The 24,472-nt window shown below is 68.6% G+C and carries 27 protein-coding genes and 1 pseudogene; 19 read left to right on the top strand and 9 right to left on the bottom strand.

From position 1 onward, the window contains the following. Positions 1 to 130: 130 nt before the first annotated feature. Genes trmD through rpsP form a run of 4 tightly spaced genes read right to left on the bottom strand, consistent with a single transcriptional unit; the run spans position 131 to position 2,119 of the window. Positions 131 to 865: a tRNA (guanosine(37)-N1)-methyltransferase TrmD gene (gene trmD, locus G328_RS15115; protein ID WP_019619283.1), complete on the bottom strand. Its 735-nt coding sequence runs from the start codon at positions 863 to 865 to the stop codon at positions 131 to 133. 22 nt (positions 866 to 887) lie between these two features. Then, a complete protein-coding gene (gene rimM, locus G328_RS0110340; RefSeq protein ID WP_222828698.1) occupies positions 888 to 1,439 on the bottom strand; it encodes a ribosome maturation factor RimM in 552 nt (183 codons plus the stop codon). Between the two features lies 1 nt (position 1,440). Continuing rightward, positions 1,441 to 1,671, bottom strand: a complete 231-nt coding sequence (locus G328_RS16670; protein WP_026339806.1) for an RNA-binding protein — start codon at positions 1,669 to 1,671, stop codon at positions 1,441 to 1,443. A gap of 22 nt (positions 1,672 to 1,693) precedes the next feature. After that, positions 1,694 to 2,119, bottom strand: a complete 426-nt coding sequence (gene rpsP / locus G328_RS0110330) for a 30S ribosomal protein S16 (RefSeq protein ID WP_019619280.1) — start codon at positions 2,117 to 2,119, stop codon at positions 1,694 to 1,696. A 220-nt stretch (positions 2,120 to 2,339) separates the two neighbouring features. On the opposite strand from rpsP, the gene G328_RS0110325 reads away from it, so the two are divergent. The 6 genes from G328_RS0110325 to G328_RS0110300 all read left to right on the top strand — a co-directional run bounded on the left by G328_RS0110325 (position 2,340) and on the right by G328_RS0110300 (position 6,542). Then, positions 2,340 to 3,431 carry a carboxylate-amine ligase gene (locus G328_RS0110325; protein ID WP_019619279.1) on the top strand — a complete coding sequence of 364 codons (1,092 nt, stop codon included), beginning with the start codon at positions 2,340 to 2,342 and terminating at the stop codon, positions 3,429 to 3,431. A gap of 38 nt (positions 3,432 to 3,469) precedes the next feature. Next, positions 3,470 to 4,090: a hypothetical protein gene (locus tag G328_RS0110320; protein WP_019619278.1), complete on the top strand. Its 621-nt coding sequence runs from the start codon at positions 3,470 to 3,472 to the stop codon at positions 4,088 to 4,090. Positions 4,091 to 4,236: 146 nt separating this feature from the next. After that, positions 4,237 to 4,584 carry a 50S ribosomal protein L19 gene (gene rplS, locus G328_RS0110315; RefSeq protein ID WP_019619277.1) on the top strand — a complete coding sequence of 116 codons (348 nt, stop codon included), beginning with the start codon at positions 4,237 to 4,239 and terminating at the stop codon, positions 4,582 to 4,584. Positions 4,585 to 4,684: 100 nt separating this feature from the next. Further along, entirely contained in the window at positions 4,685 to 5,530 is an 846-nt protein-coding gene (gene lepB, locus G328_RS0110310; protein ID WP_019619276.1) for a signal peptidase I, read from the top strand. Then, a complete protein-coding gene (locus G328_RS0110305; protein ID WP_019619275.1) occupies positions 5,527 to 6,207 on the top strand; it encodes a ribonuclease HII in 681 nt (226 codons plus the stop codon). Before lepB ends, G328_RS0110305 begins: the two co-directional genes overlap by 4 nt. An 11-nt stretch (positions 6,208 to 6,218) precedes the next feature. Continuing rightward, complete coding sequence (locus G328_RS0110300; protein WP_019619274.1) at positions 6,219 to 6,542, top strand: DUF2469 family protein; 324 nt, start codon at positions 6,219 to 6,221, stop codon at positions 6,540 to 6,542. 12 nt (positions 6,543 to 6,554) lie between these two features. Here G328_RS0110300 and G328_RS0110295 read toward each other — a convergent pair whose 3' ends face one another. The 3 genes and pseudogenes from G328_RS0110295 to G328_RS16895 all read right to left on the bottom strand — a co-directional run. After that, positions 6,555 to 8,249 carry a thiamine pyrophosphate-binding protein gene (locus G328_RS0110295; RefSeq protein WP_019619273.1) on the bottom strand — a complete coding sequence of 565 codons (1,695 nt, stop codon included), beginning with the start codon at positions 8,247 to 8,249 and terminating at the stop codon, positions 6,555 to 6,557. 147 nt (positions 8,250 to 8,396) lie between these two features. Then, complete coding sequence (locus G328_RS16875; protein WP_390294829.1) at positions 8,397 to 8,525, bottom strand: LuxR C-terminal-related transcriptional regulator; 129 nt, start codon at positions 8,523 to 8,525, stop codon at positions 8,397 to 8,399. 1,294 nt (positions 8,526 to 9,819) lie between these two features. Further along, positions 9,820 to 10,134 (bottom strand): annotated as a pseudogene (locus tag G328_RS16895) (winged helix-turn-helix domain-containing protein); the annotation flags it as partial. A gap of 665 nt (positions 10,135 to 10,799) precedes the next feature. Here G328_RS16895 and G328_RS16765 point away from each other — a divergent pair. The 8 genes from G328_RS16765 to G328_RS0110235 all read left to right on the top strand — a co-directional run bounded on the left by G328_RS16765 (position 10,800) and on the right by G328_RS0110235 (position 17,698). Continuing rightward, positions 10,800 to 11,531 carry a DUF1254 domain-containing protein gene (locus G328_RS16765; RefSeq protein ID WP_235619875.1) on the top strand — a complete coding sequence of 244 codons (732 nt, stop codon included), beginning with the start codon at positions 10,800 to 10,802 and terminating at the stop codon, positions 11,529 to 11,531. Beyond that, on the top strand, positions 11,528 to 11,959 hold the full coding sequence (locus tag G328_RS16760; protein WP_235619874.1) for a DUF1214 domain-containing protein: 432 nt from the start codon (positions 11,528 to 11,530) through the stop codon (positions 11,957 to 11,959). Before G328_RS16765 ends, G328_RS16760 begins: the two co-directional genes overlap by 4 nt. 5 nt (positions 11,960 to 11,964) lie before the next feature. Beyond that, entirely contained in the window at positions 11,965 to 12,636 is a 672-nt protein-coding gene (locus tag G328_RS0110260; protein ID WP_019619267.1) for a GAP family protein, read from the top strand. A 212-nt stretch (positions 12,637 to 12,848) separates the two neighbouring features. After that, on the top strand, positions 12,849 to 13,208 hold the full coding sequence (locus tag G328_RS0110255; RefSeq protein ID WP_019619266.1) for a YraN family protein: 360 nt from the start codon (positions 12,849 to 12,851) through the stop codon (positions 13,206 to 13,208). Continuing rightward, positions 13,209 to 14,780: a YifB family Mg chelatase-like AAA ATPase gene (locus G328_RS0110250; protein WP_019619265.1), complete on the top strand. Its 1,572-nt coding sequence runs from the start codon at positions 13,209 to 13,211 to the stop codon at positions 14,778 to 14,780. A 26-nt stretch (positions 14,781 to 14,806) separates the two neighbouring features. Then, positions 14,807 to 16,054, top strand: a complete 1,248-nt coding sequence (gene dprA / locus G328_RS15105) for a DNA-processing protein DprA (protein WP_019619264.1) — start codon at positions 14,807 to 14,809, stop codon at positions 16,052 to 16,054. Positions 16,055 to 16,143: 89 nt separating this feature from the next. Further along, complete coding sequence (locus G328_RS0110240; RefSeq protein WP_019619263.1) at positions 16,144 to 16,728, top strand: DUF7010 family protein; 585 nt, start codon at positions 16,144 to 16,146, stop codon at positions 16,726 to 16,728. 64 nt (positions 16,729 to 16,792) lie between these two features. Further along, positions 16,793 to 17,698, top strand: coding sequence for a tyrosine recombinase XerC (locus G328_RS0110235; protein ID WP_019619262.1), 906 nt, complete (start codon positions 16,793 to 16,795; stop codon positions 17,696 to 17,698). A 42-nt stretch (positions 17,699 to 17,740) separates the two neighbouring features. Here G328_RS0110235 and G328_RS16515 read toward each other — a convergent pair whose 3' ends face one another. Both G328_RS16515 and G328_RS0110225 read right to left on the bottom strand, forming a co-directional pair. Beyond that, positions 17,741 to 19,351 carry a hypothetical protein gene (locus G328_RS16515; RefSeq protein ID WP_154651567.1) on the bottom strand — a complete coding sequence of 537 codons (1,611 nt, stop codon included), beginning with the start codon at positions 19,349 to 19,351 and terminating at the stop codon, positions 17,741 to 17,743. 36 nt (positions 19,352 to 19,387) lie between these two features. Further along, positions 19,388 to 19,930: a M23 family metallopeptidase gene (locus G328_RS0110225; protein WP_019619260.1), complete on the bottom strand. Its 543-nt coding sequence runs from the start codon at positions 19,928 to 19,930 to the stop codon at positions 19,388 to 19,390. Between the two features lie 299 nt (positions 19,931 to 20,229). Between G328_RS0110225 and rpsB the strand changes: the two genes are divergently transcribed. The 5 genes from rpsB to G328_RS15100 all read left to right on the top strand — a co-directional run bounded on the left by rpsB (position 20,230) and on the right by G328_RS15100 (position 24,460). After that, a complete protein-coding gene (rpsB, locus tag G328_RS0110220) occupies positions 20,230 to 21,111 on the top strand; it encodes a 30S ribosomal protein S2 (protein ID WP_019619259.1) in 882 nt (293 codons plus the stop codon). A gap of 19 nt (positions 21,112 to 21,130) precedes the next feature. Next, entirely contained in the window at positions 21,131 to 21,988 is an 858-nt protein-coding gene (gene tsf, locus G328_RS0110215) for a translation elongation factor Ts (RefSeq protein ID WP_019619258.1), read from the top strand. A 124-nt stretch (positions 21,989 to 22,112) separates the two neighbouring features. Beyond that, complete coding sequence (gene pyrH / locus G328_RS0110210) at positions 22,113 to 22,844, top strand: UMP kinase (RefSeq protein WP_019619257.1); 732 nt, start codon at positions 22,113 to 22,115, stop codon at positions 22,842 to 22,844. A gap of 60 nt (positions 22,845 to 22,904) precedes the next feature. Further along, entirely contained in the window at positions 22,905 to 23,459 is a 555-nt protein-coding gene (gene frr / locus G328_RS0110205; RefSeq protein ID WP_019619256.1) for a ribosome recycling factor, read from the top strand. Between the two features lie 104 nt (positions 23,460 to 23,563). Then, positions 23,564 to 24,460: a phosphatidate cytidylyltransferase gene (locus tag G328_RS15100; RefSeq protein ID WP_187325756.1), complete on the top strand. Its 897-nt coding sequence runs from the start codon at positions 23,564 to 23,566 to the stop codon at positions 24,458 to 24,460. Positions 24,461 to 24,472 lie beyond the last annotated feature (12 nt).

Raw genomic sequence — 24,472 nt, 5'->3', positions numbered from 1 at the left:
CGGTCGCGTAGCCGTGCTGCGCGTATCCGGCCCGCGCCCACGAACTAGCCCGGATACGCGGGGTCGGACACCGCGGGTGCGGCCGACCCCCTGTTCTCGGGCTAATTAGTCGAAATCGCCCAGGAAATCTCTAGCGCTCGGCCGAGCCTTCCGCGTCGGCACCGCTCGTGTACGCCTCGTAGAGGTCGGGGCGTACCTGTCGTGTGCGCTCGAGCTGCTGCTCGTGGCGCCACTTTTCGACGTTGCCGTGGTGGCCGCTGAGCAGCACGTCGGGCACGTCGAGGCCGCGCCAGGTGGCGGGCTTCGTGTAGCTCGGGTACTCGAGCAGGCCGTCGGAGTGTGACTCCTCGACGAGCGAGGCGGGGTTGCCGACGACGCCGGGAATGAGTCGCCCGAACGCCTCGATCATTGCCATGACGGCGACCTCGCCGCCGTTGAGCACGTAGTCGCCGATCGACACGAGGGCGACCCGCGCCCGCGATGCCGCCCAGTCGAAGACACGCTGGTCGATGCCCTCGTACCGGCCGCAGCCGAACACGATGTGCTCCTCGGCCGCGAACTCGTGCGCGCGCGCCTGCTGGAACACGTCGCCAGCGGGCGACGGGAACACGATGAGCGGGCCGTCGGCGGCGGGGGAGTCGGTGAGAATCCCGTCGAGCGTCTCGCCCCACGGCTCGGGTTTCATGACCATGCCCGCGCCGCCACCGTACGGGGTGTCGTCGACCGTGCGGTGCCGGTCGTGGGCGGCGTCGCGCAGGTCGTGAACGTGCAGGTCGATGATGCCCTGCGCCCGTGCTTTGCCGAGCAGCGAGAGATCAAGGATGTCGAAGAACTGCGGAAAAATCGTGACGATGTCGATGCGCATTGCGGCTCCCGGGAGTCCCCAGCTATTCGGCGGTGTCGTCGAACAGGCCGCCCGGGGGCGTGAGCGTCACGACACCGGCCTCGAGGTCGACCGCGGGCACGATCTCCTTCACGAACGGCACCATGACCTCGCCCTTCGGCGTGGTGACGACGAGGAGATCCTGCGCGGGGAAGTGGTCGACCCGGGCGACGGTGCCAACCGTCGTGCCGTCAATCTGCACGTCGAGCTCGACGAGCTGGTGGTCGTACCAGGTGTCGGGCTCGAGCTCCTCGGCCTCGTCCTGGTCAACCCAGAGAATTGCCTTGATGAGCGTCTCGGCGGTCGTGCGATCGGTGACGTCCTCGAAGAACGCGACGGGGGAGTCGTTGAACCAGCGCAGTTCGCGCAGCACGACGTTCTTACCCCGCCACGGTGACGTGGTCGGTACCTGGAGCGAGAAGGATGCACCGGGCACGAAGCGACGCTCCGGCTCGTCGGTGTAGAGCTCGAGTTTGAGGGCTCCCTTGAGCCCGTGCGCCTTCACGAGGCGCCCAACGCGCAGCTGTGTTATGCCGCTGCGTTTGCGAGCGGACAACTTAGTTGTCGGCCACGTCGACGCGGACGCGGCGGCCGTCGGCGAGGGCCGTGATGAGGGTGCGCAGCGCCGTCGCCGTGCGCCCCTGTCGACCGATGACGCGGCCGAGGTCCTCGGAGTGCACGTGCACTTCGAGGACCTCGCCGCGGGCGGAGTCGAGTGCATCGACGCGCACGTCGTCGGGGCGGTCAACGATGCCCCGAACGAGGTGTTCCAACGCGGATGCAAGCATGGTGACTCCTAGGTAATGCGTACTACTCGGCAGCTGCCTCGGCGGCGGGCTCCGCAACCTCGGCGTCGGCCTCAGTCTCGACCGCGGCGGCCTTCGGCTCAGCCTTGGGGCGAAGCACGGGCTTCTTGTTGGTGTCGGCCTCGAAGGCGGGCTTCGCCTCGGGCTGCTGTACCTGCGACTCGGTCGGGCCTTCGCCCTTGAACTTACCCCAGTCGCCAGTCAGCTTGAGCAGCGCGAGGACAGCCTCGGTGGGCTGTGCGCCAACCGAAAGCCAGTACTGGGCGCGCTCCGACTCGATCTCGACGAGCGAGGGGTTCTCGGTCGGGTGGTACTTGCCGATCTCCTCGATCACTCGACCATCGCGCTTCGAGCGCTCGTCGGCGATAACGACGCGGTAGAACGGTGCCCGGACCTTGCCCAGGCGCTTCAGACGAATCTTGACAGACACGTGTCTCCTGCTTGTTGAAACTTGAAAACGATCAAAGACTGACCGACGAAGTGCGTGGGGCGCACTGTCCGACGTCCGGATTCGCTGCACGCTGCGGATAGAGGGTCGCTGGCACAGACTCAGCTGACTATTCTTGCAGATTTTTGCCCGTGGTGGGAACCCAATCTTCACTTGGCCGTTGACCATCACCCGGGCGACCCGGCCGCGTACGATGTTCCGCATGGACTTCACGGCGTCCGAACGGGCCACCCTCGGGATCGAGTGGGAACTTGCCCTCGTTGACCGCGCGTCAGGCGACCTCGCGGGTCGCGCATCCGAGGTGATCGACGCGATCGGCGAGCCGCGCTGTGTCGGCGAGTTCCTCACCAACACGGTCGAGCTCGTCACCGAGGTGCATCGGAACGTGCCTGGCGCGATCGCCGACCTCCGCGCGCTGCGCAATAAGTTTGCCGCCGCGAGCGACCCGATCGGCGTCGCGGCGATCGGCTCGGGCACACATCCGTTCGCCGACTGGCACGTGCAGACGCTCATGCCCGCCGATCGCTACCTGCGCGTCGTCGACCGGGCCCGCGACTGGGGCCGGCAGCTTTCAATCTGGGGGCTGCACGTGCACGTCGGCATTCCCGACCCCGAGGCGGTCATGCCGGTCATGCGGGCCGTGCTCGCGAACCTGCCCTGGCTCCTCGCCGTCTCGGCATCGAGCCCGTTCTGGGGCGGCGTTGACACGCAGTTCGCGTCGCACCGCACGATGCTCTTCCAACAGCTCCCGACGGGCGGCATCCCCCCGACGATGCGCGACTGGGCCGACTTCGAGCGCACGACCGACGCGATGATTCGCTCGGGCACGATTCTCGACGTGAAGGAGCTGCGCTGGGACGTGCGCCCCGCGTCCCGCTTCGGCACGATCGAGGTGCGCATCGCCGATGGCGCCCCGTCGCTGTTCGACGTCGGCGCCGGCGCGGCGCTCACGCAGTGCATCGTCGAGGAGGCGCTGCGGGCGCTCGACCGCGGCGAGGAGCCCATGTCGCTGCCCGAATGGGCCGTGCAAGAGAACAAGTTCCGTGCCGCCCGCTGGGGATTCGACACGAACTTCATCGTCGACGCCGACGGGCGCGAGGAGCCGGCCCGCGCATCCCTCGCCCGGCGGGTGGATGAGCTGCTCGGCATCGCGCGCGACCTCGGCTGCGAGGGTGAGCTCGTCTCGAACCTCGTGATCGTCGACTCGACCTCGGCCGACCGGCAGCGAGCGGCAATGCGCACGGGGAGCGCGGTTGGTGTCGTCGATACGCTTCGGGCGGAATTCCTGCGCTGACGCGGATTCCTCCAAGTCAGCCCGCGTAATTTACTTGTATGGCCAAGCGACTTCACCGCATCCTCAGCCCGTTCCTCGCGATCTCCCCATTTCTCGTGGGCGCGTGGACGGTCGTTGCGTGGATCGTCTTTCAGCGGTCGATCGGCGGGTTCCTCGGCCTGTTCATTCTTGTGCCGCTCTCGTTCATTCAGCTCGGGCTGCTCGGCATCGCGCTCTGGCTGCGGCCGACGTTCCGGCTCTCGAAGAAGGCGATGCCGACCGACGCGGCCTGGTACTTCGGCTCGCTCGTGCTCTGGCTCGTCGCGGTCGCAATCCCGGGCGGATGGGGTGGCGCGGCACAACTCGCGGCCGCGCTGTTCGCCGGGTTCGCCATCGTGCAGCTCTGGCGCACGTCGCGTAAGGAGGCCGAGGAGGCACTTCGGCAGCGGGCCGAGCGTGCCGCTGGCGCCTCGTCGAACTCTGACTTTGGCCGGTCGCGCGGGCCCCAGGGCGGTCGCGTGATCATCGTTGACACGAACGAGACCTGGAACGAGCGCGCCGACGGCACCGCGCCCGACGCCGAGGCGCAGGCAATCGAGGCGGAGATTCTCGAGGAACCGCGCTCGAACGACGATGACGAGCCCGACGAGTGGACGGCGCGCCCACACTCGACGTCGTAACCGCTTGTCGCAGGCCGGGATGACCCGGTAGACTCGTCGTTTGTGCCGCGGCAAGACTCTGCCACAGGGGACCCTCTGCCCGCGGAATTCTAAACTTTGCTTCTATTGCGATCGACCTGTGGCGACGCAGAGAGTGATTGATCACTATGGCCAACCTCATCGACCAGATCGACGCCGCGTCGCTCAAGGACGTTCCGGACTTCCGCCCCGGCGACACCGTCAAGGTGCACGTGAACATCGTTGAAGGTAACCGCAAGCGTATTCAGGTGTTCCAGGGCGTCGTCATCGGCCGCCAGGGCGACGGCGTGCGCGAGACCTTCATCGTGCGCAAGGTGAGCTTCCAGGTGGGCGTGGAGCGTCAGTTCCCCGTGCACTCGCCGATCATCGACCACATCGAGGTCGTCAGCCGCGGTATCGTTCGCCGCGCGAAGCTGTACTACCTGCGCGACCGCCACGGCAAGGCCGCGAAGATCCGCGAGCGTCGCGAGCGCTAATTCGCGTACATCACGATTTGATTGACCCCGGCGCTGGTGCGTCGGGGTCAATCTCGTTCGTGCTTAAATCTTCAGACCACTAAGTACGAGGAGCCAATGGGTGCGTGACGCCGACTTCCAGTTGCCTGAGCGCGGCGACATCAGCGGCACCGACGCCCCCGACGACGCCCTCGTCTACGAGGTCTTTCGCCACTCCTACGGGCCGCGCCACCGCCTACGCACCGACATCGCCGTCGACGACGACGGGAACGTCGTGGCGCGCGGTGCCACCTTCGGGATGTTCGTGCGCGACCTCGTCGTCATCGTCGCGATCGCGCTCGTCGTCTCGATCGTCGTCAAGACGTTCTTTCTCAAGCCGTTCTACATCCCCTCGGCCTCGATGCACGAGACGCTGATCGAAGAGGATCGCGTGCTCGTGAATCAGCTCGTGCCCGATCTTGTCGCCCTCAACCGCGGCGATGTCATCGTGTTCGAAGACCCGGGCGGGTGGCTCCCGCAGCAGGAGGTCGAGCAGAAGGAGCCGCTCGAGGCCGCCGTCGACGGCGCGCTCGAGCTCATCGGGCTGAAGCCTGAGGAGACAAACAGCCACCTCATCAAGCGCGTCATCGGCCTGCCGGGCGACCACGTCGTGTGCTGCAACGCGTACGGGCAGATCGTCATCAACGACGTGCCGATTAGCGAGCCGTACGTCGAACTCGGCGATAACACGGCCGCATCCGGCACCGCCTTCGATGTCACCGTACCCGAGGGCGCCGTGTGGGTCATGGGCGACAACCGCTACAACTCGGCCGACTCGCGCGCGCACCAGGACACCCCGACGGGCGGGTTCATACCGTACGAGAACATTGTCGGCCGCGCGTTCCTCATTAACTGGCCGGTTGCGCGCATCCAGTTCCTCGGGAACTACCCCGAGGTGTTCGCGGGCATCCCGTCGCGCGACCCGTGACCGTCGCCGCGCCAACGCTCGAGATCGAGCGTGCCCTCTTCGTCGACGCCGACTTCGTGATCGGCATCGACGAGGTCGGCCGTGGCGCCCTCGCCGGCCCCGTCGCGGTCGGCGCGTGTGCCGTGCGCCCCGCCGAGGCCGAGGCGGGGTTCCCCGAGGGGCTGCGCGACTCGAAGCTGCTCACCGAGAAGGCGCGCGAGCGGCTCGCGCCCGAAACCCAGCGGTGGGCGTTCGCGACCGCGGTCGGCTGGGCGACGCCGACCGAGATCGACGAGTTCGGCATCACGCAGTGCCTCGCGGCCGCCGCGGTGCGGGCGCTCGCCGACCTCTATCGCGCGGGCGTGCCGGTCGACCGCGCCGCCGTGCTGCTCGACGGCAGCCACGACTGGCTCTCGCCCGGGCTCACGCAGCCGCTTCGGGTGACCGTGCGGCCGAAGGCCGACCGCGACTGCGCGAGCGTCGCCGGCGCGAGCGTCGTCGCGAAGGTGGCCCGCGACGAGCGGATGCGGCGGCTCGCGCTCGCCTCGCCCGACTACGCAGCGTTCGGGTGGGAGCGGAACAAGGGATACGGGTCGCAGGTGCATCGCGACGCGATTCGGGAGCGCGGCGCGAGCCCCGAGCATCGCCGCAGCTGGCTCGGGAAGATCCTTGACGGCGCCGACACCTCGCGGGCCTAGACTGGTTCGCTATGAACGAGGACGCATTTGACGACTACGAGCGCGGCGTTGAGCTGGCGCTGTTCCGCGAGTACCGCGACGTGGCGAAGCAGTTCAAATACGTCGTTGAAACCGAGCGCCGGTTTTACCTCGCGAACGAGGTGACGCTCGACCGCAAGGACACCGCGAACGACTTCTACTTCGAGCTCACGATGCGCGACGTGTGGGTGTGGGACATCTACCGTTCCGACCGCTTCGTGAAGCAGGTTCGGGTGCTGACGTTCAAGGACGTCAACGTCGAGGAACTCAACGCGCACGACTTCGAGCTCCCGAAGGAGCTCTCGATCGACGAGTAGTCGCGGGCGTCGCTAGCGCGTCGCGGCGACCTGACGCTTGAGGTTCTCCATGATCTCGAGCTGATACGGCGCAATGACCTCGCCCGAGACGCGGCAGTCGAGCACCCAGGTGCCCGGTTCGCCCGAGGCGGCCCAGGTCGCCCACTCGGCGAGGTCGTCGAGCGTGCGCACCTCGGTGCCGCGCGCGCCGACCGCCTGCCCGAGGCCGGCGAAGCTCACGCGGTCGATGCGCATCGGGCGCTCGTCGAGGCCCTGCATGCCGTACTGGGTGATCTCGGCGGTGTAGGCCGCGTCGTTGTAGACGATCACGGTCGCGCGGTCGGCCGTGCGCACGAGCGAGTCGAGGTCGGCGAGCGCCATCAGCCCGCCGCCGTCGCCGGTGGGGAGCACGAGCATCCGGCCCCTCTCGTTCGCGGCGCGCGCGGCGCCGGCCGCGGTTGAGAAGCCGAGCCCGATCGACTGGAACGCCGTGCCGACGAGCAGCACCGAGTCGGGACCGGGTACGTCGAGGTAGGTGTTCGCCCAGCCGATGAAGTGGCCGCCGTCGCTCGTGATGAGGCGCTCTGCCGGGAGCGCGCGGTCGATCGCTGCCGTGAGTGCGCGCGGGTCGAGCTGGCCGTCGGCCGCGAGCCCGTCGGCGGCGGGTGCAGCCTCGGTGGCGGTGCGGCCGTACGGGCGGTCGAACTGCGCCGCGGCGACCTCGGTGGCGTCGAGGCCGGGCCACGCCTGCGCCTCGGCGTCGGCGAGCGCCTCGTTCAGCACGGTCGCGGCCGTGGCGGCGTCGGCGCGCAGGTACGTGTCGACGGCGGCGTGCGTCGCGGCGTCGAGCACGTCGATCTGCACGAGCCGCGCCTGCGGGAAGAGGCGGCCGAAGCCCATCGTGAACTGGTTGAGCCCGGCGCCGACCGCGACGATGAGGTCGGCTTCGGCGAGATAGCCCGCCGTGCGCTCCGACGAGAAGCCACCGCAGACGCCGGCGTCGAGGGCGCGGCCGGCGAACAGGCCGCGCGCCGCAGCGGTCGTGACGGTGATCGCCCCGAGGCGGTCGGCGAGCGCCGTGAGGTCGGCGCGGGCGTCGAGTGCGCCCCGGCCACCGAGAATGATGGGGCGCTTCGCCGCCGCGAGGTCGGCGGCGAGTGCCTCGAGCCCGGTGCGGTCGACCTCGGGGCGCTGCGATGCGAGTTTCTGGTCGAAGTCGATCGGGGCGACGTCCGCCTCAGTCGCGGTCGCGGTCGGCAGGTCGTAGGGGAGCGCGAGCACGACCGGGCGGCGGTCGGCGAGCGCGCGACGAACCGCGTCGTTCACGGCTGCGGCGGCGTAGTCGGCGCGCACCGTGATGGTCGCGACGTCGCAGGCCGCGGCGAGCGCATCCTGGTCGACGTCCCAGGGGCGCGGGCCGCCCGTGGGCGCGTCACCGACGAGGAGCACGAGCGGCACACGCGACATCGACGCCTCGGCGAGGGCCGTCAGCGTGTTCGTGAACCCGGCGCCGTAGGTCGCGGTCGCGACCGCGAGCTTGCGGGTCGCGCGGTAGTAGGCATCGGCGGAGGCGACGGTCGCGACCTCGTGCCGCACGGCCGTGAAGCGCGTCCCGGTGTTCCGCAGCGCGGCGTCAACGACAAACGCATTGCCGTTGCCGAGGAGTCCAAACATCTCGTCGGCGTACGGGGCGAGGGCGGTGGCAACTCGTTCGGCGACGGTCGGCATGGTGACTCCTTCACGGCGGGCGATGCGGGACTTCGATGTCTCCGGATATGTGCCGACGGTACTCGGAATGTGCTTTCTGCAACATCTCTTGGATTTTTAGCTTACAAAATGCGCAGTGCTTGCGGTGTTAGGTTGAGTTTTCCGCGACTAGTGGTGCGCGATTCGCAGTGCCGCTCGGCGGGTCGAGACCCCGAGCTTGCGATAGATCGACTGCAGGTGCGTTTTCACGGTCGCCACCGAGAGATGCAGCGACGCCGCCAGTTCGGCGGCGGTCATGCTGGTACGCAGCAGGCCGAGGAGCTCGCGCTCGCGCGGTGTCAACCCGCGATGCGCGAGAGCGGGGTGCGTTCGATCCCGCAACTCGAAGATCGTCGCAAGCGTGAGCTCGTGATCCGTGCCAGAGCGGGCGAAGTCGGCGAGCAGTCGGCTGAAGTTCTCGTCGTCGGTGAGAAACGGGAAGAACGTGTCGTGCGGTGCCGCGATCGCGAGTGCGCGACTGAGCCTGCGGTAGGCGGTGTCTGTTCTCCCCTCGGCATGGTCGAGCGCCGCGAGCGTCGCGCTCGAGCAGGTGCCGCACGGCTCGGTGTGCGTCGGGGATGCGATCCTGCGCCTCAAGCAAGCGGCCCAGAGCGAGCTGTCGATAGGCCGCCCACGGAACCCCCTGACTGTCTTCGCTGCGGACCTGCTTGAGCTGCTGTTCAGCGATATCGAACAGGTCGGCTCGCCCGAGCTCCGCGACGGTGAGGGCGAAGAAGGCCCGCGCGAGCGAGACGATCGGAGTATCGACACGGTCCCGTTCGACGATGGCGCTGAATGACTCGAGCGCCCGGTGCAACTCGCCGCGCCAGAATGCGTTGTGGCCACGAATGTAGGTGGTGATGCCGCCGTCGAACGGCTCCCACTCGCCGGGCCGGCCGGGTGCTTTTGGCGTCAGCGTCGTGAGGGTTGCGTCGGCGTCCGCAAACTCTCCGGCAAATGAGAGGGCGAGGGCGGCATCCAACGCCGAGATCCGCTCGAGGTGGGGGAGTCCGCGTGCCTTGGCTTCGGCGAGGGCCGACCGCAGCAGGCGTACCGCAGTCTCGCCATTGCGGCGAAGCGTGAGCTCTGACCAGCCGAGGAGGAACAGGCCGTGCGGGTAGTCATCGTCCGGGCAGCTTTGCCCGAGCACCGTCGTCGCACGGTCGGTCGCCAGTGCCTTCTGCGTGGGCGAGGCGGCAAGCAGGAGCTCCGCAAAGCTCTCGATGAACGGGGCATCCAGAAGTATCGGCTTTGACGTTGCGCGTCGATGCAGCAGCCCGGCGCCAGCGGGATCGTTGAGCTGACTGCGGCAACACGCCCGGATGAGAAGGAGGTCGCGCTCCTCGGGGAGGCCGCCGGGCATCGCCAGACAGAGCCGTTCGAGTGGCTCGACCTGAGATTCGAGGAGCATGCGCAGCCACGACGTTCGGAGAATCTTACGTGCGAGCTCCGGGGCATCGGCCGCGAGTGCGTGCTCGATCGCGACCGGTGGGAAACGGCGGCGAAGGCGCTCTGCCGCGATGCGGTTGAGCCTGCGCGCTCGCACGGGGTCGTCGCGCATGAGCATTGACCGGCATTCCTCGGCGAAGACCTCGTGCCAGCGATACACGACGTGACCGGCGGCATCGACAACACGATCGAGGAACAAACCCGACACCGCGCACTCCTCGAGCAACCGTGCACCGTGATCGCCCTCGGCAAGTGCATCCGCGAGTCGGCCATCAAGCCGAGTGCAGGTGGTCGCCCGGAGGACGAAATCGCGCAGGTGGTCGGGCAGGGTCGGGAGCACGGCCCGCTCGATGTAGTCGCCAACGAGGTGCGCCGATGTCGCCTTCCCGTCTGAGCCTGGCTTCCCTTCCGCGGCCATGACTTGAAGCCGAACCGCGGCGGGCCAACCTCGGGTGGCAGCGGTGACCTCGTCGGCCTCGAGCGACGCGCCATTCGCATTCAGCACTCCGACGGTTTCTTCGGGAGTCAGCGCGAGCTCGCTGTGCCCGATCAGGCTTGCCTCGCCCGACGCGAGCTCTCGTGCGAAGCATCCCTCAAGCCGTGACTGACCGACGAGGATCACGCGAAGTCTGCCGGAAGCGAGCATTGTGGAGGAACAGATGCCGCGCTGCAGCACCGCGGTGTCGAGCAGATGGGCGTCGTCGACGACGAGCGTCGCACCCTCGGGAAACTGCGGCATAAGTTCGAGGATGCTCGTGCCGACTGACGCGCTTGGCTGCTCTGCAAGCTGCGCGCGACGCGGGCGGCACGAGCTCGAGCAGGCCGCCGTGCACGAGACGCGCCGAATCGACCGCGGTTGTTGCCGAGAGCCACGACACTCCGGCACGCCCCCGGGCCCAGTCGGCGAGTGCCGTGGACTTGCCGAACCCCGTTGGTGCCGCAACGAGTAGTAGGGGAGCCGCCGAAATGAGCTTCGTAACGAGTGAGTTGAGCCGCGGCCTCGAGACATCCCGCGGGCGCGCGGCGGGCACCTCGGTCAAGAACCAGGGCAGTGACAACCAATGACTGAGCCCTGGAGTCTCCATGGCGATCATCCTATTTGGGCGACATCGCGACGGTGGGTGTGGAATTGCTCCACGAAACCGTGGGTCATCCACAAAGGATGATTTCTTCCGAACACGGGTGAGCCGGCGCGGGCCCGTTGCAAAACTGGGCCAGACCCAGCTGCAGCGTTCGGCGGCCAGCGCACGACCGAGCTCGACGACGCTGACCGGGCCGACGAAGGAGACCACCGTGAGCCCAAACCAGATTCTCGTCTCCGCCGAGAACTATGCCCGCGCGGAATCCGCCCGGATGTTTACGGCGTTTACGGCCCGGGCTGAGGGCTCCAACCGCTGGAACCATGGCCGCCAGCCCACGCCCATCGATGCCCAGACCGTGATTCGCATGAACCGCGACACGCTCTACAGCGCGAACGTGCTGGATGTGTCGCAGGGCGCCACCATTACGGTGCCCGACGCGGGCGGTAGGTACGTCTCGGTCATGCTCGTCAGCGAAGAACACTACATCGAGCGGATCTTGCACGAGCCCGGCACCTACGAGCTCACGGCCGAGCAACTCGGGAGTGAATTCGTGCTGGCGGCGGCGCGCGTGCTCGTCGACCCGCAGTCGCCGACGACCTCGCGGAGGTCGCGGCCGTGCAGGATGCGTTCGGCGCGACGTCGGTTGCCGGTCGCGAGTACGTGGCACCAGACTTCGATCCGGTGTCCCTCCAACAGACAACCGACGCGCTCAAGGTGCTCGGCCGAGGCATGACCGACTTCACCCGGGCATTCGGGCGCAAGAACGAGGTCGAGCGGCTGAGCCACCTGATCGGCACTGCGGTGGGTTGGGGCGGCCTGCCCGAGACAGAAGCGATCTACATCAACCAGTCGCCACACCTGCCCGTCGGTGAGTATCACCTTCGCGTGACCGATGTGCCCGTCGACGGATTCTGGTCGGTCTCGGTCTACAACGGCGACGGCTTTTTCGAGCCAAACGAGGCCGAGCGATACAACTTGAACAACCTCACGGCGACGCGTGACGGTGACGGCGGGGTCACCGTTCGGTTCGGCGGCGACCCGACCCGCCCGAACACACTGCCGATCGTGCCAGGGTGGAACTACCTGTTCCGCCTCTACCGGCCGCGTCCCGGGGCCGCGACGTGGGAGCCGCCACAGCTCATCACCGACGTCGAAGCGTAATCACCGTGCTCGAGTACATCGGCGCGACGCTGCCGCAGGCCGTCGGCATCGCTGCGAGCCCGTTCCCGATCATCGCGGTGATCATCTTGCTGATGGCGCCGAACTCGACGCCGAAGGCGATCGTGTTCCTGGTCGGTTGGGTGCTCGGTATCACCGCGGCCACGACGCTCTTTTCGTTCGCGACGCTGACCGTCGTCGGCGATTCCTCGGCCGCGGAATCGCAGCCGGTGCTGGGCTGGTTTGAGCTCGTACTCGGCCTGATTCTCGCGCTGCTCGCGGTGCGACAGTGGCGCAAGCGGCCGAGGCCGGGCACCGAACCCGAGATGCCGTCATGGATGTCGCGAGTTGACGGCGTCAAAACGCCGACCGCATTCGTACTGGGGCTCGGGCTCTCGATGAATCCGAAGAACCTCATTATGGCGGCGACCGCCGGCTCGGTGTTCGGCGCCACCCGGGTCGTCGTCGGTGATTCGGTCTGGATGATCGTGATTTTCACGGTCCTTGCCACCGCGACCGTGACGGTGCCGGTGCCCGTGTCGCTCGTCGCACCGAGGGCCTCGGCCGGCGCGCTCGCGAAGGCCCGGGCGTGGCTCGTCGCAAACAACGCGACGATCATGATGGTGCTCTTTATTGTGCTCTCCGCGCAGAACATCGGCGCGGCGCTCCAAGCCTTTTAGGGCTGGCGGCTGGGCCGATCGCGAATCTGGGCCGACTGCGAATCTGGGCCAAACCTGGGATTCGCGAGGGCTCCGACGCGCTCGTCGCGTGACCTACCGGGGCGCCTGTGGATGCGCGGTTATCCACCGACCGCGCTCGCGGCCGGGCGGCTGCCCGAGCGGTTCTCCAAGATGACTGCAGTCACCAATCACCGCAGTTTCGGGAGGCGCATATGGCGCGACACATCACGCTCGGTCGCGACGGCGAGGAACTCGCCGCGAGGTACCTCAGCGAGACCGGGTTCGAGATCGTCGACCGCAACTGGCGCTGTTCCGACGGTGAAGTCGACATCGTTGCGCGAGGGCGCGGCCACCTTGTGTTCTTCGAGGTGAAGACCCGCAGCTCGATCGGCAGCGGGCATCCGCTCGATGCCATCACCCCGACGAAGGTGAGGCGAATGATGCGGGTCGCGCACCGGTGGCTCGACGAGCATCCGGGCCCGTTCATGCCAATGCGCCTCGACGTCGTGTCGATTGTCATGCCGCGTTTTGCGAGTTCGACCCTGCTGCACATCGAAGGGGTGGGGGAGTAGATGGCGCGCAACGGACGCAGCTGGGGCATCGCGCTCGCGGGACTGCATGGCGATGCGGTGCAGGTCGACGTACAGGTCGCGAGCGGCCTGCCGAAGCTCCTCATTATTGGTCTGCCGGATGCGACGATCGGCGAGGCCGGGCACCGGGTGCGGGCCGCGATGCAGTCGTCGCAGCAGCCCGTGCCGCCGCAGCGCGTCGTCGCGAGCCTCGGCCCGGCCGAGCTGCGTAAGCACGGGGCGGGGTTCGACCTGCCGATCGCCTGCGCGATCCTCGTCGCGATGGGCGTCATCGACGGTGAGGGGCCCGCCCGCAACGCCCACATCGGCGAGCTCGGACTCACGGGCGCCGTGCGAACCGTCGCGGGCGTGCTGCCGGCCGTGCACGCCGCGAAGCAGCACGGCTTCGAGACGATTCTCGTGCCGGCTGCCGCGCGGTCCGAGGCCGAACTCGTCGAGGGCATCCGCGTCGTGCCGGTCGCGTCGCTCGCGGAGCTCGCCGAGCACTACGGCGCCGAGCCGGGCAAGCTCCGTGAGCCGGTCGCGCCCGAGCTCGAGTTTCACCTGCCCGGGGCCGAATCGCGCCCGGCGATCGCCGGTGACCTCGCCGACGTCGTAGGCAACGACAGCGCCGTGCGCGCCCTCCTCATCGCCGCGGCGGGTGGTCACCACCTCGCGATGGTCGGGCCGCCGGGGTCAGGAAAAACGATGCTCGCGGAGCGCCTGCCCGGGATCCTGCCCGACCTCGACATCGACGCCGCGATCGAGGTCGCGGCCCTGCGTTCGCTGCGGGGCATGCCGCTCGGTGAGGGCCTCGACCGGCGGCCACCGCTGCAGGCACCGCACCACACCGCCTCGGCGGTCGCGCTCATCGGCGGCGGCTCGGGTGTGATCCAGCCCGGCGCGCTCTCGCTCGCGGCGCACGGCGTGCTGTTTCTCGACGAGGCCCCCGAGTTCCCACGGCGGGTGCTCGACGCGCTGCGGCAGCCCCTCGAGTCGGGGTCGATCACGATTCACCGCGCTCGCGGCGCCGTCACGTACCCCGCGAATCCGCAGCTCGTGCTCGCCGCGAACCCGTGCCCGTGCGGGAACGCCGGGGTGCGCGGCCTCGCCTGCAACTGCACGCCGATGGTGCAGCGCAACTACCTGCAGCGGCTGAGCGGGCCGTTGCTCGACCGCATCGACCTGCAGCTGCGCGTCGAGCGGGTGTCGACCGCGACCGCCCGGCTCGCGGCGGCGGGGGAGCGCGGCAGCCTCACCTCGGGCGTTGCCGCGGCCCTCGTGCTCGAGGCGCGCGCCCGGGCCGCGCAGCGGCTCGAGCCGCTCGGGCTGCGCCGCAATGCGCAGGTCGACGGCACGACGCTGCGCCACTCGGCGCTGCAGTGCGAGTCCGGCGCCGCCGACCCGCTCGATCAAGCCCTGAGCCGCGGGCAGATCACGATGCGCGGATACGCCCGGGCGCAGCGCGTCGCGTGGACCCTCGCCGACCTCGACGGCGCCGCCCGGCCGGGTCGCAGCCACATCGCCGAAGCCCTCTTCTATCGCACCCGCGTCGCGACCTCGGTCGACGCGTAGCCATCCCCGACCTCCCAGGAGCCCCAATGCGCAGCACCCAGTCCACTCTCGAATCCCTCGCCCGCCCACTGCGGGTCGGTCGGGTCTCGGCCGCCGACCCGCTCGATGTCGTCGCCCGCATGTGCTGGACCTGCGTCGCCGAGCCCGGCGACGGGGCCGCCGGGCTGCTCGTGCAGCAGCTTGGCGCTGGCTGCATCTTCGAGCTGTTTGCGGGCGGCCGCGATCAGGTCGTGCGCGACGTCTTCGCGGCCGACCCGGTTGAGGCGCGCTCGGTGAACTGGCGCAAGTCGCTCGACACGTGGGCGCCGCGGCTCGACCTCGAGCGCAACCTGCCCCTGCTGCACGCCGCGACGCAGCTTGACGCGACCTTCCTATCGCCGGGCGACGACCTCTGGCCGACCCAGCTCGACGACCTCGGCGTGCACGCGCCGATCGGGCTCTGGGTGCGCGGCAACCCCGCACACCTCCGCCCCGACGCGCGCAGCCTCTCACTCGTCGGCTCGCGCGCCGCGACCGAATACGGGCTCGAAGCGGCGGGGGAGCTCGCCGTTGCGGCGGTCACCTACGGGCTCGCCGTTGTCTCGGGCGGCGCCTACGGCATCGACGCGCAGGCGCACCGCGTTGCCCTCGCGAGCGGCGGCTCGACCGTCGCGTTCATGGCGGGCGGGATCGACCGGCTCTACCCCGTTGGCAACTCCGGGGTGTTCGAGCGGATGCTCTCGGGCAACGGCACCGTCGTGTCGGAGGTGCCGTGCGGGCAGCCACCGACGAAGTGGCGGTTCCTGCACCGCAACCGCCTCATCGCCGCACTCTCGCCCGCGACGATCGTCGTCGAGGCTGGTGCCCGTTCCGGTGCCCTGAACACCGCGAACCACGCGAACGCGCTCGGTCGCGAGGTCGGCGCCGTCCCTGGCGCAATCACGTCGGCATCCTCAGAGGGCTGCCACCGCCTCATTCGGGCCGGCGAGGCGACCATGGTCTCGTCGGGCGACGAGGCGCTTGAACTGTGGCGGAGCGCGACCGGCGGCCGCCTCTTCGTCGACGGCGAGGTCGACGCGCATCCGACCCTGCTCGGTGCCGATGACCTCGACGGAATGCGGCTCAGCGACGCCGCCGTGCGGGTGCTTGACGCGCTGCGCCCGCGCCGCGGCAATGGCGAAGCCGAGCTTGCCGCGCTCGCGGGGCTCTCGATCGCCGATACCCGGGCCGGGCTCGCCGAACTCGAGTTGCTCGACCGGGCGTTCCAAGACGGCACCGGGTGGCGTCGCCGCTAGCGCGGTGGGGACGCGGCTACATTGAAGGGAACGAATCTCGACCGAACCCACGCCTCGACGACAGTTCGAGGGAAGCCAATGGAGGCGACGTGTCGATCCCCGAATACACCCATGCACTCGGCGAAGCGACCGGACACGGATGGGGATTCCTCGCCGCGTACGGTGTGACCTGGCTCGTCTGCGCGGCGTCCTGGTACCGAACAAGTCAGCGCACGGCGGCGTACGTGACGCTGTTTCAGGGCATGGTCGCGCTCCCACTTGCGCTGGGTCTCACTGCGCTGACAGGGACGACCGCGCGCCCGGAACTCGCCGGGATGAACACGCTCTCCGTGTACCTCAGCGCGGGGCAGCTGCTGGCGTTGCCGCTCGTGATCTTCCTTGTCGTGCGGCGCCGCTACGCACTGGTGCCCCTGGCCATGGTGATCGTGCTGGTCGTGCATTTCGCGCCGTATTCCTGGCTCTATGCCACGCCGCTCTACCTGGTCATGGGCGCCGCCGTCGCGGTTGGAGTCACGGTGATGATGAGCCTTGGCGTTCGAGCGGCACGGGTGCCGGGTGCGCCGGTGCCAGATGAGCAGACCGCAGAACGCCGTTCGGCGATTCAAGCCGGTCGCGCGAGCCTCGTCACCGGTCTCGTGCTCGGAGTGAGCGCCGTCGTGGCCTGGTTCCTCTAGGCGGTCTCGTGAGGTCGCCGAGGGTCGCGACGCTTGGTGCCGCGGCCGGAACTAGCATGACGACATGGCTGGCCTGCGCGAATCGATCGAGGACTACGTCGTCGCGCTCGATCGCGAGTTCGGCCGCTCACCGAACACCTGCCGGGCTGCCCTCGGCGACCTCACCCGCTTCGCCGACCACGTCAAACGCGGCGGCAAGGTCGACGCGCGGGAGCTCACCCTCGAGGACTATCGCGAGTGGCTCTGGGCCGAGAACGAACAGGGCCACTCCGCGGCAACGATCGCTCGTCGCGCTTCGGTCGCGCGCCGGTTCAGCGCGTGGTGCCACTCGACCGGCCGCGGCGACGACGTCGCCCGCCGCCTGAAGTCGCCGAAGGTCGGCCGGTCGCTGCCACGGCTCGTTACCGAAACGCAAATGGGGGACATCTTCGCCTCGCTGCGCACCCGCGCCGACGAGGGTGCGCCGACGGCGCTGCGCGACCTCGCGATCGTTGAACTGCTCTACGCGACCGGGATGCGTGTCTCGGAACTCGCGTCGCTCGACACCACCTCGCTTGACCGCACCGCGCAGACCGCGCGGGTAATCGGGAAGGGCGACGTCGAGCGCGTGATCCCGTACGGCCGGCCCGCCGCGGTCGCGCTCACCGCGTGGCTCGAGCGGGGGCGTCCAGAACTCGCGAACGACGCATCCGGCGAGGCGCTCTTTCTCGGCGCACGCGGGGGCCGAATCAATACCCGCAGCGTCTACGAACTCAGCCGAAGCCTCCTCGAACTCGCGCCGGGGCAGGGGCCGTCAGGCCCGCACACGTTCCGGCACACGGCGGCAACCCATCTCCTCGACGGCGGTGCCGACCTCCGCGGTGTGCAGGAGTACCTCGGGCACGCCGACCTCGGTACCACCCAGATCTACACGCACGTCTCGGCCGAGCGCCTGCGCGACACATACCGGCGCGCGCACCCGCGCGCGTAGGCGCCGACCGAAGTCCGGCCGACGCCTCCGTGCAGGTGGGAGCTACCAGGCAGACTCCTCTCGGCGCTGGCGATCGCGTGACAGGAGCCAGCCGCCGAGCCCGATGAGCGTGAGTCCCGCGCTCGCCACGCCGATCCACATGCCCGGCTTCGTGCCAGTCTCGGCGAGCCGGTCAGCCGTGTCCTCGACAGCCGGCTGCTCGGATGCGCTCGACGGCGTTGCCGGCTGTGTTTCGGGCGGGGCGGTGGTCGGCGGCGTGGTCTGCTCGGCCGATTCCGTGGGCGTCGGCGTGGGCGTGGGCGTCGGTGAGGGGGTTGGCGAAGGCGTGACCGTCGGCGTCGGGGTGGGCTCCGGCGCGGGCGGCATCACGGGTGCTGAGGGTGTCGGAGTGGGCTTCGGCTCGGGCGTCGCCGGGATGCTCGGCGTCGCGGTGGGAGCCGGTTTCGGGGTCGGCGTAGGTGTCGGCGCCGGACTTGGCGTCACTTCGGGCGTCGGCGTCGGAGTGGGTGTGGCAGTGGCAGTGGCAGTGGCAGTGGCAGTGGCAGTGGCAGTAGGTGTTGGTGTGGGAGTAGCCGTCGGAGTCGGGGTGGGCGTCACCGTGGGAACGGGAGTGGGCGTCACCGTGGGAGTGGGAATAGGAGTAGGAGTAGGACTCGGAGCTGGCTTCCCAACCGGCGTGCGCGTCGGCCCGGGCTTCCCGACCGGGGTGGGCTTCGGCGTCGCGGTCGGGGTGGCGGTCGCGGCCGGCGTGATCGGCACATTGACGAAGGTGCCGAGCAGGTATCGGTCGCTCGCCTGCGGCCACGCCGACGGGCTGCGCTGAATGAGCAGCTGCTTGCCCTCGGTCACGAGCACGCGTAGCTCGGGCGTCGCGTATCCCTCCGCCGCACTGGTGGAGACGGTCGCGTTGAGCTCGGGCGCGCCGCGCTCGGGTTGCAGCCGAACCTTCTGGTCGGCGCCGCCGTCGAGGGTGAACTCGGCCTCGCCGCCGTAGGTCGCGCCCTCGAGCCGCACCTTGACGAGCACGCCCGTCCCGACCTTCGGCACCTTGAGGTACAGGCCCTCGGGCTCCGATACGACGTCGACCGAGACCGAGGTCGGCCGCTCGATGGCCTGCACCCGCTCGGCGTCGGTGCGCAGCTGCGCGAGCTTCGCCTGCACCGAGGCCTTCGTCGTGGCATCCATGAGCGCGAAGTAGTGGGCATCGCCCGGGTAGTGGGCCGCGTCGGCGACCGACCACACGAACATCGCGACCGCCGCGGTGTCGTCGGGGTCGCTCGAGTCGCCGCGTTCGCTGATCGCCCAGTGCAGCTGCGTGCGCTGCGTCACGCTGAGCTTCGAGATTGCGGTTGGCACGGGCTGGTCGTTCGTGAGTGGCTGCGTGACCGCGCCGACCGGCCGCGGTTTCGTGAGCTCGATGCAGTACGCGTTGTGCGAGTCGTAGCGCATCGCGCCGACGAACGCGCCCGACGAGTTCGAGAACCCTGGGCCGAGCTCAGCGGCCGACGCCTGGCGCCAACCGAGCGGGATCAACAGCACGACGATCGCGCCGAGCAAGAGGAACGCGAGCGCGGCGCGCAGCCGTGGCGATGGAAACTCGGGCAGCGGTGCTCGGCGCACGAGACTGCCGGGCGGAAGAGAAGGGGTGTGCATGACATGGCCTTTCAACTACGAGACGAACGGTGACGGTCAGGGCGAGATGGGCAGGAGGATCGCGCGCGGCACCTCGCCCAGGAGCGCGAGCGGGTCGAGATAGTCGTCGCCGAGCCGTGCCCCGAGGTGCAGCCCTCCGGAGGGCTCATGGGCGGGTGATTCGGCAACGTGCCCGATCAGCTGGCCGCGCGTGACGACCTCGCCCTCGGCGACGACGGCATCGACGGGCTCGAACGTCGAGCGGATGCCGTTCGCGTGCTGCACCGACACGAGCGGGCGGTCGACGACCCAGCCGACGAAGTGCACCGTGCCGTCGTCGGGCGCGAACACCTCGGTGCCGGCGGGCACCGTGAGGTCGATGCCGCGGTGCCCGGCGGAGTAGCGATGCTCGAGCTCGAAGAGCCGGGTCACCTCGGGCCGCGGCCGCACGGGCCACGACCAGATGGCGCTCTCGTCATCGTTGGCCGAGGTCACGGGAGGCTCCGGCGCAGCCAGGGCGACGCCCGGGCTCGGCGCCCAGACTGCACCGAACGCGAGCGCCGCGAGGGCGATGAACAGGCGGATACGGTGCGGTCGCATGCGGCTAGGCTCGCGAACCGTGACCTCCCGCGCTCGCCGAGCCCGCGTGCCTGTGGATGACCGCGCATCCACAGGCGCCACGGTTGGCGAGGCGGGGGTGCCGGTCAAGCCCAAAACGCGCTAGACTTTTGAGTTGCAGTCCGTCACCGGGCTGACTTCGCGTGTCCAAAACGCCAGCGACTTCGACGGTCTCACCCGAGCGGTGAGCGGAGTCGTGGCCGGGCACCAGGATTGCCGCTTGCGGCAGTAGTAACCAAAACCGCGCACCACGGGTGCGCCCAACTCAAGGAGAAACGACCATGGCTGTCGTCTCGATGCGTCAGTTGCTTGACGCCGGTGTCCACTTCGGTCACCAGACCCGCCGCTGGAACCCGAAGATGAAGCGCTTCATCTTCACGGAGCGTTCGGGCATCTACATCCTCGACCTCCAGCAGTCGCTTGGTTTCATCGACAAGGCCTACGACTTCGTCAAGGAGACGGTTGCCCACGGCGGCACCGTGCTCTTCGTCGGCACGAAGAAGCAGGCGCAGGAAGTCATCTCGGAGCAGGCGCTCCGCGTGAACCAGCCCTACGTGAACCAGCGCTGGCTCGGCGGTCTGCTCACGAACTTTCAGACCGTGCAGAAGCGACTCAACCGCCTCAAGGAACTCGACCTCGTCGACTTCGAGGACACCTCGAGCGGCTACACGAAGAAGGAACTGCTGATCCAGCGTCGCGAACGCGACAAGCTCGAGAAGACGCTCGGCGGTATCCGCAACATGTCGCGCACGCCTTCGGCGCTCTGGGTCGTTGACACGAACAAGGAGCACCTCGCGATCGACGAGGCGAAGAAGCTGGGCATCCCGGTTGTCGCGATCCTCGACACCAACTGCGACCCCGACGACGTCGACTACCCGATTCCGGGCAACGACGACGCGATCCGTTCGGTCGGCCTGCTCACCCGCATCGTCGCCGACGCCGCGGCCGAGGGCCTCATGACCCGTCACCAGAAGCCCGCCGAGGGCGCCGGCGAGACCGCTGAGCCGCTCGCCGAGTGGGAGCTCGAGCTGCTGAAGCAGGGCGAGGCGAAGGCTGACGAGGCCGCCGCCGAGGCGCCCGCCGAAGAGGCTGTTCAGGAGTCGGCTACCGACGCCGCTCAGACTGAAGAGGCTGCGGCCGCTTCGGCCGACGAGACCAAGTAACCAAGAGGAGACTCAGTCAATGGCAAACTTCACCATCGCTGACGTGAAGGCGCTGCGCGAACAGCTCGGCACCGGACTCACCGACACCAAGAAGGCGCTCGAAGAGGCAGACGGCGACCGCGACAAGGCCGTCGAGCTGCTTCGCCTCAAGGGCGCGAAGGGCAACGCGAAGCGCGCTGACCGTTCGGCCGCCGAGGGCCTCGTCGCCGCCAAGGTGAACGACAACGGCACTGCGAGCATCATCGAGCTCAACTGCGAGACCGACTTCGTCGCCAAGGGCGAGAAGTTCATCGACCTTGCGAACACCGTGCTCGAGGCTGCCGCCGCCGCTGGCGCAACGAACGCCGAAGAGGCGCTCAAGGCGACCGTCGATGGCGAGACCGTCGAGGAGCGCATCAACGCCCTCGCGGCCGTGATCGGCGAGAAGTTCGAGCTGCGCAACGTTCGCCTCGTTAAGGGCGAGCAGTTCGACGTGTACCTGCACCTCACCTCGAAGGACCTGCCCCCGCAGGTCGGCGTCATCGTCGGCTACGCCGGCGGCGACGAGGAGACGGCGCACGGTCTCGCGCAGCACATCGCCTTCGCGAACCCGTCGTACCTCAACCGCGAGGACGTTCCGCAGGACGACATCGACCGTGAGCGCAAGGTCGTTGAGGACATCACCCGCGCCGAGGGCAAGCCCGAGGCCGCGCTGCCGAAGATCGTCGAGGGTCGCCTCGGTGCTTACTTCAAGCAGATCGTGCTCAACGAGCAGGAGTACGCCCGCGACCCGAAGTTCACGGTGAAGCAGATCGCCGAGAACGCCGGTCTCACCATCGTCGACTTCGCCCGCCTCAAGGTGGGCGCCGGCGTCGAGACCGCCGACGACGCGGAGTAGTCGAACCCCAGCGCGCCTGCGCGCGCAACCATCGCCGAGGGCGGTCCGTGCACAGCATGGGCCGCCCTCGGCGCACTAGGGTTGATCTTCGACTACTGAACCGAACCCCGTCGCTAGGAGCCCGATGACCTCGACTGCCACCAAACCTCGCCGCGTTCTGCTGAAGCTCTCGGGAGAGGCCTTCGGCGCCGGCAAGCTCGGGGTCGACCCCGAGGTGCTCACGAACATCTCGAAGGAAATCGCACGAGCGGCGGAGCAGGTGCAGATCGCCGTGGTCGTCGGCGGTGGCAACTTCTTCCGCGGCGCTCAACTCGCGAACGCAGGCATGGACCGCGCTCGCGCCGACTACATGGGCATGCTCGGCACCGTCATGAACGCCCTCGCGCTGCAGGACTTTCTCGAGCAGGCGGGCGGCAGCGCGCGCGTGCAGTCGGCAATCGAGATGCGCCAGGTCGCGGAGCCGTACATTCCGCTGCGCGCCGAGCGACACATGGAGAAGGGCCGCGTCGTCGTGTTCGGCGCCGGCGCCGGGCTCCCGTACTTCTCGACCGACACCGTCGCGGCCCAGCGCGCGCTCGAGGTGCACGCCGACGTGCTCCTCGTCGCGAAGAACGGCGTCGACGGCGTCTACACCGCCGACCCGAAGCGCGACGAGAACGCCGAAATGATCCACGGCATTTCGTACCAGGACGCCCTGCGCCGAGGCCTGCGCGTCGTCGACTCCACCGCGTTCAGCCTGTGCATGGACAACGGCATGGACATGCGCGTGTTCGGCATGAGTCCCGACGGCAACATCGAGCGCGCGATTCTCGGCGACGACATCGGCACGCTCGTCTCGAACAGCTTCCGCAACTAGCGGTCAGACCGCCTCCCGGCCCTGCGTAGGATGGGCTGGTACGCATCGAAAGGACCCCCTGTGATTTCCGACGTTCTCGACGAGACCAAGGACAAGATGGAAAAGGCCATCGAGCACGCCCACGAGGAGTTCGGCAACATCCGAACCGGGCGCGCGAACCCGGCCCTCTTCACGAAGCTGCTCGTGGACTACTACGGCACCCCGACGCCGCTCGGCCAGCTCGCATCGCTGCAGCAGCCAGAGGCTCGGATGCTCGTCATCACGCCGTACGACAAGGCGGCACTCAAGGACATCGAGAAGGCGATTGTCGCGGCCCAGCACCTCGGTGTGAACCCCTCGAACGAGGGCCAGCTCATCCGTGTAGTCATGCCGGAGCTCACGAAGGAGCGCCGCCAGGAGTACGTGAAGATCGCGCGCGACAAGGCCGAGGAAGCCCGCGTTGCCGTGCGGAACATCCGCCGCAAGGGCATGACCGACCTCTCGGCGCTCGAGAGTGAAGTCGGCGAGGATGAGGTTGGTCGCGCCGAGAAGGAACTCGACAAGATCACGAAGGGCTACATCGACCGCGTCGACGAGGCCTTCAAGAACAAGGAAGCCGACCTACTCGAGGTCTAGTGCACGAGCCGGTAGCGAATGACGATGGGCGGGACCCTGAGGTAGACGGGGTCCCGCCCGCGTCGCGCTCCCTGGAAATCGAAGCGGCGCGCATCCGCCGCCAGGTGCGCCGCATCAATGACCAGGTCAACGAACGATCGGGTCGCAACCTCCTCAGCGCGATCGGCATCGCGGCGGTGCTCATCGCGGCCGTGCTGCTCACGCTGCTTATCGATAAGCGGCTGTTCATTCCGCTCGGCATGGCGATCTGCGTGCTCGTCGTTGTCGAGCTCACGACGGCCATGCGCCGAGTCGGGCGGCGAGTGCCGCGCATCCCCTCGGTGCTCGTGGCGCTCACGATCGTGCCGATCGCGTACTTCTTCCCGCCCTCGGTGTTCTGGGTCGCGTTCCTCACCGGCGTGCTGTTTGTCGTCGGCTGGCGACTCGTCGAGGCCGGCCTGCACCGCGTGCAGCGCAGTCGGCTCGTCACGAGCCGACGCCAGCTCGCGATCGACGCGTCGTCGAGCGCGTTCGTGCACTTCTACGTGACGTTCCTCTCGGCGTTCACCGTGATTCTGCTGTCGCAGCCACTCGGCGAGTTCTGGGTGCTCTCGTTTATCTCGGTCGTCGTTGCTGTCGACACGGGGGCGTACGCCGCGGGGCTGCAGTGGGGCCGCACGAAGCTCGCGCCGCGCATCAGCCCGGGCAAGACGTGGGAGGGCATCGTTGGCGGGTTCGTCTTCGGCACCGTCATCGCGATCATCGCCTGCGTCTGGCTGCTCAACCTGCCCTGGTGGTTCGGGCTCATCATGAGCGTCGCGCTGACGGTCACGGGCGTGTGCGGCGACCTCACCGAGTCGATGATCAAGCGCGATCTCGGGGTGAAAGACATGTCGAACTGGCTGCCTGGACACGGCGGCTTCTTCGACCGAGTCGACTCGCTGCTGCCCTCCGGCGCCATGGCGTTCGCCCTGTATTTCTGGTCCACACCGCTCATGGAGTTTGCGCAACGCCTCGGCTGAGGCAAAATAGCA

The organism is [Zimmermannella] faecalis ATCC 13722, assembly GCF_000381765.1.
In the GTDB taxonomy this organism is placed as follows: Bacteria; Actinomycetota; Actinomycetes; order Actinomycetales; family Microbacteriaceae; genus Gulosibacter; species Gulosibacter faecalis.
Note: the sequence above shows the minus strand (reverse complement) of the source record. Positions and strands in the feature narration are given on the sequence as shown.